At 62.8% G+C, this 6,822-nt stretch carries 8 protein-coding genes and 1 pseudogene; 3 read left to right on the top strand and 6 right to left on the bottom strand.

What is annotated here, in order from left to right; translation table 11 throughout:
- Positions 1–605, bottom strand: a 605-nt coding sequence (locus ABSG20_RS25665; RefSeq protein ID WP_490338338.1) for a DODA-type extradiol aromatic ring-opening family dioxygenase, incomplete at its 3' end; no start/stop codon positions are given.
- A 157-nt stretch (positions 606–762) separates the two neighbouring features.
- Here ABSG20_RS25665 and ABSG20_RS25660 point away from each other — a divergent pair.
- The 3 genes from ABSG20_RS25660 (at position 763) to ABSG20_RS25650 (ending at position 4,331) form a co-directional block, all read left to right on the top strand.
- Positions 763–1,464: a GntR family transcriptional regulator gene (locus ABSG20_RS25660; protein WP_423867293.1), complete on the top strand. Its 702-nt coding sequence runs from the start codon at positions 763–765 to the stop codon at positions 1,462–1,464.
- 130 nt (positions 1,465–1,594) lie between these two features.
- Positions 1,595–3,448 (top strand): flavin-containing monooxygenase, encoded by a 1,854-nt coding sequence (locus ABSG20_RS25655; RefSeq protein ID WP_423867292.1) that lies wholly within the window; start codon positions 1,595–1,597, stop codon positions 3,446–3,448.
- 136 nt (positions 3,449–3,584) lie between these two features.
- The gene (locus ABSG20_RS25650; protein WP_423867291.1) at positions 3,585–4,331 is read left to right on the top strand and encodes an SDR family oxidoreductase; all 747 of its coding nucleotides are present in this window, start codon (positions 3,585–3,587) and stop codon (positions 4,329–4,331) included.
- Between the two features lie 61 nt (positions 4,332–4,392).
- On the opposite strand, the gene ABSG20_RS25645 is transcribed toward ABSG20_RS25650, so the two are convergent.
- The 5 genes and pseudogenes from ABSG20_RS25645 to ABSG20_RS25625 form a co-directional block, all read right to left on the bottom strand.
- Positions 4,393–4,686, bottom strand: a complete 294-nt coding sequence (locus ABSG20_RS25645; RefSeq protein WP_423867290.1) for a putative quinol monooxygenase — start codon at positions 4,684–4,686, stop codon at positions 4,393–4,395.
- A 46-nt stretch (positions 4,687–4,732) separates the two neighbouring features.
- On the bottom strand, positions 4,733–5,359 hold the full coding sequence (locus ABSG20_RS25640) for a VOC family protein (protein ID WP_423867289.1): 627 nt from the start codon (positions 5,357–5,359) through the stop codon (positions 4,733–4,735).
- A gap of 280 nt (positions 5,360–5,639) precedes the next feature.
- On the bottom strand, positions 5,640–5,966 hold the full coding sequence (locus tag ABSG20_RS25635; protein ID WP_423867288.1) for an XRE family transcriptional regulator: 327 nt from the start codon (positions 5,964–5,966) through the stop codon (positions 5,640–5,642).
- On the bottom strand, positions 5,963–6,325 hold the full coding sequence (locus ABSG20_RS25630; protein ID WP_423867287.1) for a type II toxin-antitoxin system RelE/ParE family toxin: 363 nt from the start codon (positions 6,323–6,325) through the stop codon (positions 5,963–5,965). Before ABSG20_RS25630 ends, ABSG20_RS25635 begins: the two co-directional genes overlap by 4 nt.
- 314 nt (positions 6,326–6,639) lie before the next feature.
- A pseudogene (locus tag ABSG20_RS25625) lies at positions 6,640–6,822 on the bottom strand (IS21 family transposase); the annotation flags it as partial.

The following is a 6,822-nucleotide window of genomic DNA, read 5'->3' as shown; positions in this document are numbered from 1 at the left end:
TTGGCCTGTTCGCGCGCACGCCGCGCCTCGAGCGGAGGGTTGCGCCCCGCGATCAGCATTTCTGCCACCGCCGGCGGCGCCGTGTCGATCCGCGGGATCGGCGGGTCATGGCTCAACCCGCCCGAGCCGAGGATCAGCACGCGGCGGTTCAAGCTGGCTGCCCATCGACCGACAGCGGCGCCCAGCGCTTCGACACGGCGGAACGATGGCAGCGGCGGACCAGAGCAGTTGATGTGGATGGGCAGGACTCGATATGAGTCCACCCGGCCGCTGAGCAGCACAAGCAACTGCGCGAAGCCGTGATCGGCCTGCATCCTGTACGACAGCGCGACGTCGACGTCCTCCGATCGCACCGCGGATACGCAATCGAGGGCGAGGCGCTCGGGAACATCGAAGTCGCCACTGCCAATGTCGTAGTCGCCGATTGCGGTGGCGCGGACGCCGACCGTGAACGGCGGCATCATGTCGTAGAAGATGCCTTTGAAATGGTCGGGGCCGAAGATGATGATGAGTTCGGGGTCGAAGTCGCGTACTTCGGCTGAAAGCGCCGCGAAATGTGCCCTCACCTCGCGATCCACCGCGGGATCGGCCTCGACGTGATCCATGAGCGGCGTGTGCGAGGCACAAATCATTTTGACTTGCATGGACGTCGTCCTCCCCCGTTCGCTTCTGACATACTAGCACGTTAGACCGGCTTGTAAAGCTGTGGCGATCCTGGTTTCTGTCCTGCCAGGATCTTTTTTGACCTGCTAGGATGGAAGTATGCGCACCAATCATCTTGAGAGTCGCCGGCGGGCATCGGTTATCCCGAGCAAGCAGAGCGAGATCTACGACCTTCTCGTGCAGCGGTTGGTGAGCGCCCGGTATGCGTTCGGCGAGCGCATTCTGGTCAGGGAACTGGCGACCGAATTCGGCGTCAGCCGCCAGCCGATCATGACCGGCCTCAACTGGCTTGCAGCGGATGGTTTCGTTCGAATCATCCCCCAGGTTGGGTGCCAGGTCATCAACCCCGACAGGGACGCCATCGCCGATTTCTATTTGATGTTTCAGCGAATGGAGGGCCTGCTGGCCGAGCTGGCGGCCGCGCGTCGCACCGACCGGCAACTCGCCGAACTCCGTGAGCAGCAGCGGCAGATCGTCGCGATCGGCAATGATCGTGAGGCGTTGCGCGAGCACTACGCCGAATTGAACCGAAACTTCCATCAGATCATCGCCGCCATGGCGCATTCCGCGCTGGTGGAAGAGAAACAAAGCGCAAACTTCAACATGTCGGATTTCTTCATCAATCACGCGATCGGTTTCGACACCCTTGGCGCCGGCGTCGCGCAAGAGCATGAGCCGATCATAGACGCCATTGCGAGGCGAGAGCCTTCCGGCGCGCGGCGGGCGGCGGAGGAGCACATCGCGTCGGTTGCCGCGACCATTTTGGCCGGAACCAAGAGGCGATCCAATAAATCGCCCTGACATACTTGCATGTCAGTTTAATTCTAGCTATACTCCCTCCCCCTGGAACATGCGTTCTGCGCCGGACAGCCGCCCGAAGAGGGGAGCCGGTGCGCATCAAATGAGCGATTTATCGGACGGGAGAGAAACGATGCACAAGGCGGCTAAACCCGCAGGAAGTCACGATCCCGAGGCGCTGCGTGCCAAGTATCTGCAGGAGCGTGACAAGCGACTGAGTGACATGACGGGACGGCGGTATATCGCCGCCGAAGGCGACTTCGCCGACTTCACCGACGATCCCTATGTAGAACCTGGCTTCAGTCGCGAGTCGCGGAACGAGGCGGTCGACGTCGTCATCGTCGGCGGAGGCTTCGCCGGACTATTGACCGCGGCGGAACTGGTGCATCGGGGCGTCGAGTCCTTCCGCATCATCGAGCAGGGCGGCGATTTCGGCGGCACCTGGTACTGGAATCGCTACCCGGGCGTTCGATGCGACATCGAGTCCTACTGTTACATGCCGCTCCTGGAGGAAGTCGGGACGGTGCCCAGCGAACGTTACGCCGAAGGCGCCGAGATATTCGCCCATTGCCAGGCGATCGGCCGGCACTACGACCTTTACAGGCGCGCCCTGTTCCAGACCAAGGTGACCCGGATCGCCTGGGACGACGTTGCCGCGCAGTGGACCGTCGAAACCGATCGCGGCGACAGCATCCGCGCGCGCTTCGTCACCGTGGGCCAGGGCCCGCTGGCCAAAGTCAAGCTGCCCAGCATTCCCGGCATCCGGGATTTCGAGGGCCGCATCTTCCATTCGGGCCGCTGGGACTATGGCTACACCGGCGGAGATGCGACGTCGAAGATGACGAGGCTCGCCGACAAGCGCCTCGCCGTGATCGGGACGGGCGCGACGGCGGTCCAAATCGTCCCGCGTCTGGCGCAGGATGCGGCACGCGTCACCGTTTTCCAGCGGACTCCCTCAGCGATCGACGAGCGCAACAACGCCCCTACCGACCGCAACTGGTTCGCCGGCCAGCCCAAGGGATGGCAGCGCGAGCGCATGCAGAACTTCCTGTCGGTGATCACCTGCGTGCCGGTGCCTGAGAATGTCGTCGGCGACCGCTGGACCGACTTCTGGGCCCGCTTCGGCGCCGCCATGCAGCAACGTCATCGAACCGGCGATCCTACTCCCCCGGGAGAGCTGATGCAGCGCATCGATTATTCCAAGATGGAAGAGTTGCGTGCGCGCGTCGCGGCGACGGTGAACCGGCCCGATGTCGCCAAGGCGCTGCAGCCTTGGTACAATTATCTCTGCAAGCGGCCGCTCTACAGCGACGACTTCCTGCAGGCGTTCAATCGCGACAACGTGACATTGGTCGATACCGATGGCCGCGGGGTCGAGCGGATCACCGGCTCCGGCGTGGTCGCCGGCGGCGCCGAATACCCGGCCGATTGCATCATCCTCGCCACCGGCTTCGATGTCGGCGCAGCCCCTCACAAGGTCGGCGGGTATGAGGTCCTGGGGCGCGGCGGGCAGACGCTAGAGGCGAAATGGAAACACGGCGTGCGCACCCTCCACGGTACACAGATGTCGGGCTTTCCGAATTTTCACATCGTCGGCGGAACGGCGCAAGGCACCACCGCATTCAATTTCACGCACACGCTTTCGATGCAGGCGGCGCATGCCACGGCCATCGTCGAACGCTGCCTCGCCAAGGGTGTCCGGACCATGGAGGTGACGCCGGAGGCCGAGGATCGCTGGCAGGCGACCCTGGCCGAGAAGCACGTCGATCACCAGCACTTCCACGAGGAATGCACGCCCGGCTTCCTGAACAACGAGGGCGACTACAAGGACCGTCCAACCTTTATCGGCGCCACCTACGGCGGGGGGCCGCTCGAATACGAGCAAGTCATCGCGGAGTGGCGCCGAACCGGAATCGAGCGAGACACCAGTGTCAGCTTCGACGCTGACGCAAGGCCGCGGCCGCGTGAGCATCTGAAATTTGGTTAGCCAACGGCCGATGATGAACCAGGGCGCACCGAAGCCGACGGAAGCAGCTCTCGCCCGTCGGCCGCGCGAGGCCTATTGCAGCGGCGCAATGCCGCCGCTGCGTTGAACCCAAGCGACGGGGCTGGGGATCGGAACAATGGATCTTGAGTTGCAGGGGAAGCGGGCGATCGTCTGCGCATCGAGCAAGGGACTGGGGTTCGCGTGTGCCAGGGCGCTCGCCCGTGAAGGAGCCCACATCGTCATGAACGGGCGAGATCCCGACGCCCTCGACCAGGCTGCCGAAGCCGTTCGCTCGGAAGTGCGCGGCATCGACATCCAGACCATCGCGGGAGATGTCAGCGACGCCAGCGTGCGTACCGCGCTGGTGAATGCGTCGGGCGAGCCCGACATTTTGGTGAACAACGCCGGTGGTCCGACACCAGGCGATTTCCGCGACTGGGACCGTTCCGCCTGGGTCGCAGCGCTCGACGCCAACTTCCTGAGCGCGGTTGATCTGATACGGCTTGTTATCGACGGCATGAGCCGCAGAAGGTTCGGCCGTATCGTCAATATCACGTCATCCACCGTGCGCGTGCCTATTCCGGTTCTCGGCCTCTCGAATGCGGCGCGCGCAGCCCTGACCAATTTCGTATTCGGCCTCGTGCCGACGGTTTCGTCATCAGGCGTGACGATCAATAATTTGCTGCCGGGCCCGTTCGACACCAATCGGCTGCGAAACTCGAAAGAGATCACGCGACATCTTACATCGAACCCGGTTGCGGGACGCCTCGGTGACCCGGACGAACTCGGAGCGGCGTGCGCGTTCCTGTGCAGCCGGCACGCCGGCTACATCACCGGCCAGAACCTGCTGATGGATGGCGGCCTATATCCCGGAAGCTTCTGACCAAGGGGCCCCGGCTCAATCGAAACCGATGCGGAGGACCCGATTTGGCTGAGGCTACCGTCTAGTCCGCGGGCGTGCATTTCGTCCCGTGAATCTTCTCGAACATTCCGGCAGCCTCTTCGCGGAACCGGGCGATCGAGGCCGCGTAGCGATGGGCCTCGAATGCGGCGTCGTCGCGATAGACTTCGTAGACCAACAATTTTGTATCGTCCTCGCGAGGCACCAGGACGTCGAACTGCAGGGTCCCGGATTCATCCTTCAGGGAGCGCGCTCCGTGCGCCCTGAGCAAAGACAGCAGCTGATCCCTCTGTCCGGCTGCGGCTTCAATGGTCGCGATAACTGCAAGTTTGGGCATGGCTGCTTTTCCTGCGAGGTTTGGTTGAACGCTTTGACGAGACCACTCACAACGGCAGCTCCTTGCCGGTCTGCTCGCGGACGATGTAATCGGCGTACCAGTCCGGCCAGTTGGCGTCGTGCTGGCCGATCCGCTTTTCGTGCTCGCCATGCGCGGCCGCCGCGCGCCGCAGCGCGCTGGCGAGCTCAGGTGACGAGGCGAATGTCGTGTCGGCGTCGACGCGGCCGGGCAATCGGCTTGTGACCTCCTGGATCAGCCAGGCATTGCCGTCCGGATCGCTGAACGTCGCGAACGAAGCGTAACTGCGCCGCTCCGGATCCGGACCGCTGAGGCGGCCTTCCAGCGCGCTGCCACGGTGGAACACCTCGCTGACGTCGATACCGCGATCGATGAGCCCGGCGCGCGCCGCTTCGATGTCGGAGACCACGAGATAGAGCAGCGGCGCCGCGCCTAGCTGGATCGAGGCCGGCGAGCCCGAAGGCGTCAACTGTACGGCTCGAGAACCATCGGCCCTGACGAAATCGGCGTCGAGTCTGAAGCCCAGCTCGCCGTAGAAGCGCTTGGCACGATCAACGTCGGAAACCGGGATCACGACAACCTCGAGCTTCATGTCAAGGGGTCGCGGGCCCGAACTCTTGGTTGCGGCTTCGCCGCGCGCCTGAATATCGCTCATGTCCGGCTCCCTGGTTCGGATGGCGTGGACCGAGCCAAGGCCCCCGGCTGGTCCATCGCCTGGGCCATCATATTAGTCGAGACCCGCGAAAATGCTCGTTATGAGTTGCTAGAGGTCGTTAGCCGTTGCGAGGGGCTGCCGTTCCCGTTGCCTGGGATATGTTTCGATCGCGAGATCGACCCATACCGATTGAGCCGGTCAAGGTGCGCGTGCGCACCGCGTGCCCTGCTCGCGGTTTTCCGTGGATCAACGGGCATGGATGAATTCCCGGTGATTTTCCTTATCGCGTAGTCGTCGGCTCCCCGATGTTGCGGATGACCACGGTTGTCTCGTCAAAGTGCGCCGTGATTTCGAGCGTACCGCCGAGCGCCTCGATGTAGCGGCGCAAGTTGCTCACATGCATGTCCCCGCGCTTTTCAAGCTTAGCCACGGCGGGCTGGTTCACAGCGAGCGCTTCCGCGACTTCCTCCTGGGAGAGCGAGCGCTCCTTGCGCAACTCCTCAAGCGTCATCGCCTCGCGCAGCGCCGCAGCCTTTGCTGCCACCCGCGCCCGGCGGGCAGGCGTGAGGTCCTTGGTCAACTCGCTAAAGGGTCTATGTCCAGTCATGGTATCAATCCTTCTTTTCTAATCTCCGCGAGGTACACGTCGTAAAGTTGGTCGGCAATCGGGACCATACGCTCGTAGAAGCGATCATCGCCCGTCTTGTCGCCGCCAATGAGCAGGATCGCCGACCGTCTCGGATCAAAGGCATAAAATACGCGAAGCGGTCGTCCGCCGCTTTGCACGCGCAGCTCACGCATATGCGCGTGCTTTGATCCGTTAATCCCTGACGACTGGGGGAAAGGCAATTGCGGCCCCATCTCCATCAGCAACAACCCAGCGGCCGTTATATCGTCCTGCTGTGCTTCGCTGAGGCCGCGGTACCATTCCGCGAACTCGTCAGTGTGTTCGACGTTCCAAGCCATCTGAGGACGTATATTCCATTAATGGAATATTTTCAAGTGCCAAGTGCATGACAGGTTTATGACGTGCCGGTGATCGCATTGTCCCGATCACGTCCGGGCTCGATCGCCTGTGCGAACTCGGTCGCGTGCTCCCTTACGGAGCGTTGACATCGAGAGGGTGTAGCCGCGCCAGCCTCAGCGCCGCAGATCCAGCTCACGGTGTTGAAGCGCTATGGCCGCGTGACTGTCGCGCCGAGCACTGGAAACACCTACATTACGGTGACAGTGCATATAATTCACCGCGTGAATTATATACACTGTCACCGTAATGCGCAGTCGGGCAGCGATTGCGTGGCCGTTGCCTCGGCGTAGGTGTAGCCCGACGCTCCGAGGGCAGCGACGAACAATTGGCAGGCATGCACCTCGCCGGTCGTCGCGTCGAAAATGTCGATCGTCGTGCCGGCATAATCGACGAACAGCTTCTCGCCGGCCACGTGCGCCTGCCGCATCGTGGGTGA

It is taken from the genome of Bradyrhizobium sp. (assembly GCF_049512235.1).
Taxonomy (GTDB): domain Bacteria; phylum Pseudomonadota; class Alphaproteobacteria; order Rhizobiales; family Xanthobacteraceae; genus Bradyrhizobium.
Note: the sequence above shows the minus strand (reverse complement) of the source record. Positions and strands in the feature narration are given on the sequence as shown.

Excerpts from the sequence above, each read along its gene's own strand:
- ABSG20_RS25635 (WP_423867288.1), bottom strand. The coding sequence starts at position 5,966 with ATGACTGGACATAGACCCTTTAGCGAGTTGACCAAGGACCTCACGCCT.
- ABSG20_RS25650 (WP_423867291.1), top strand. The coding sequence starts at position 3,585 with ATGGATCTTGAGTTGCAGGGGAAGCGGGCGATCGTCTGCGCATCGAGC.
- ABSG20_RS25640 (WP_423867289.1), bottom strand. The coding sequence starts at position 5,359 with ATGAGCGATATTCAGGCGCGCGGCGAAGCCGCAACCAAGAGTTCGGGC.
- ABSG20_RS25645 (WP_423867290.1), bottom strand. The coding sequence starts at position 4,686 with ATGCCCAAACTTGCAGTTATCGCGACCATTGAAGCCGCAGCCGGACAG.
- ABSG20_RS25630 (WP_423867287.1), bottom strand. The coding sequence starts at position 6,325 with ATGGCTTGGAACGTCGAACACACTGACGAGTTCGCGGAATGGTACCGC.
- ABSG20_RS25660 (WP_423867293.1), top strand. The coding sequence starts at position 763 with ATGCGCACCAATCATCTTGAGAGTCGCCGGCGGGCATCGGTTATCCCG.
- ABSG20_RS25655 (WP_423867292.1), top strand. The coding sequence starts at position 1,595 with ATGCACAAGGCGGCTAAACCCGCAGGAAGTCACGATCCCGAGGCGCTG.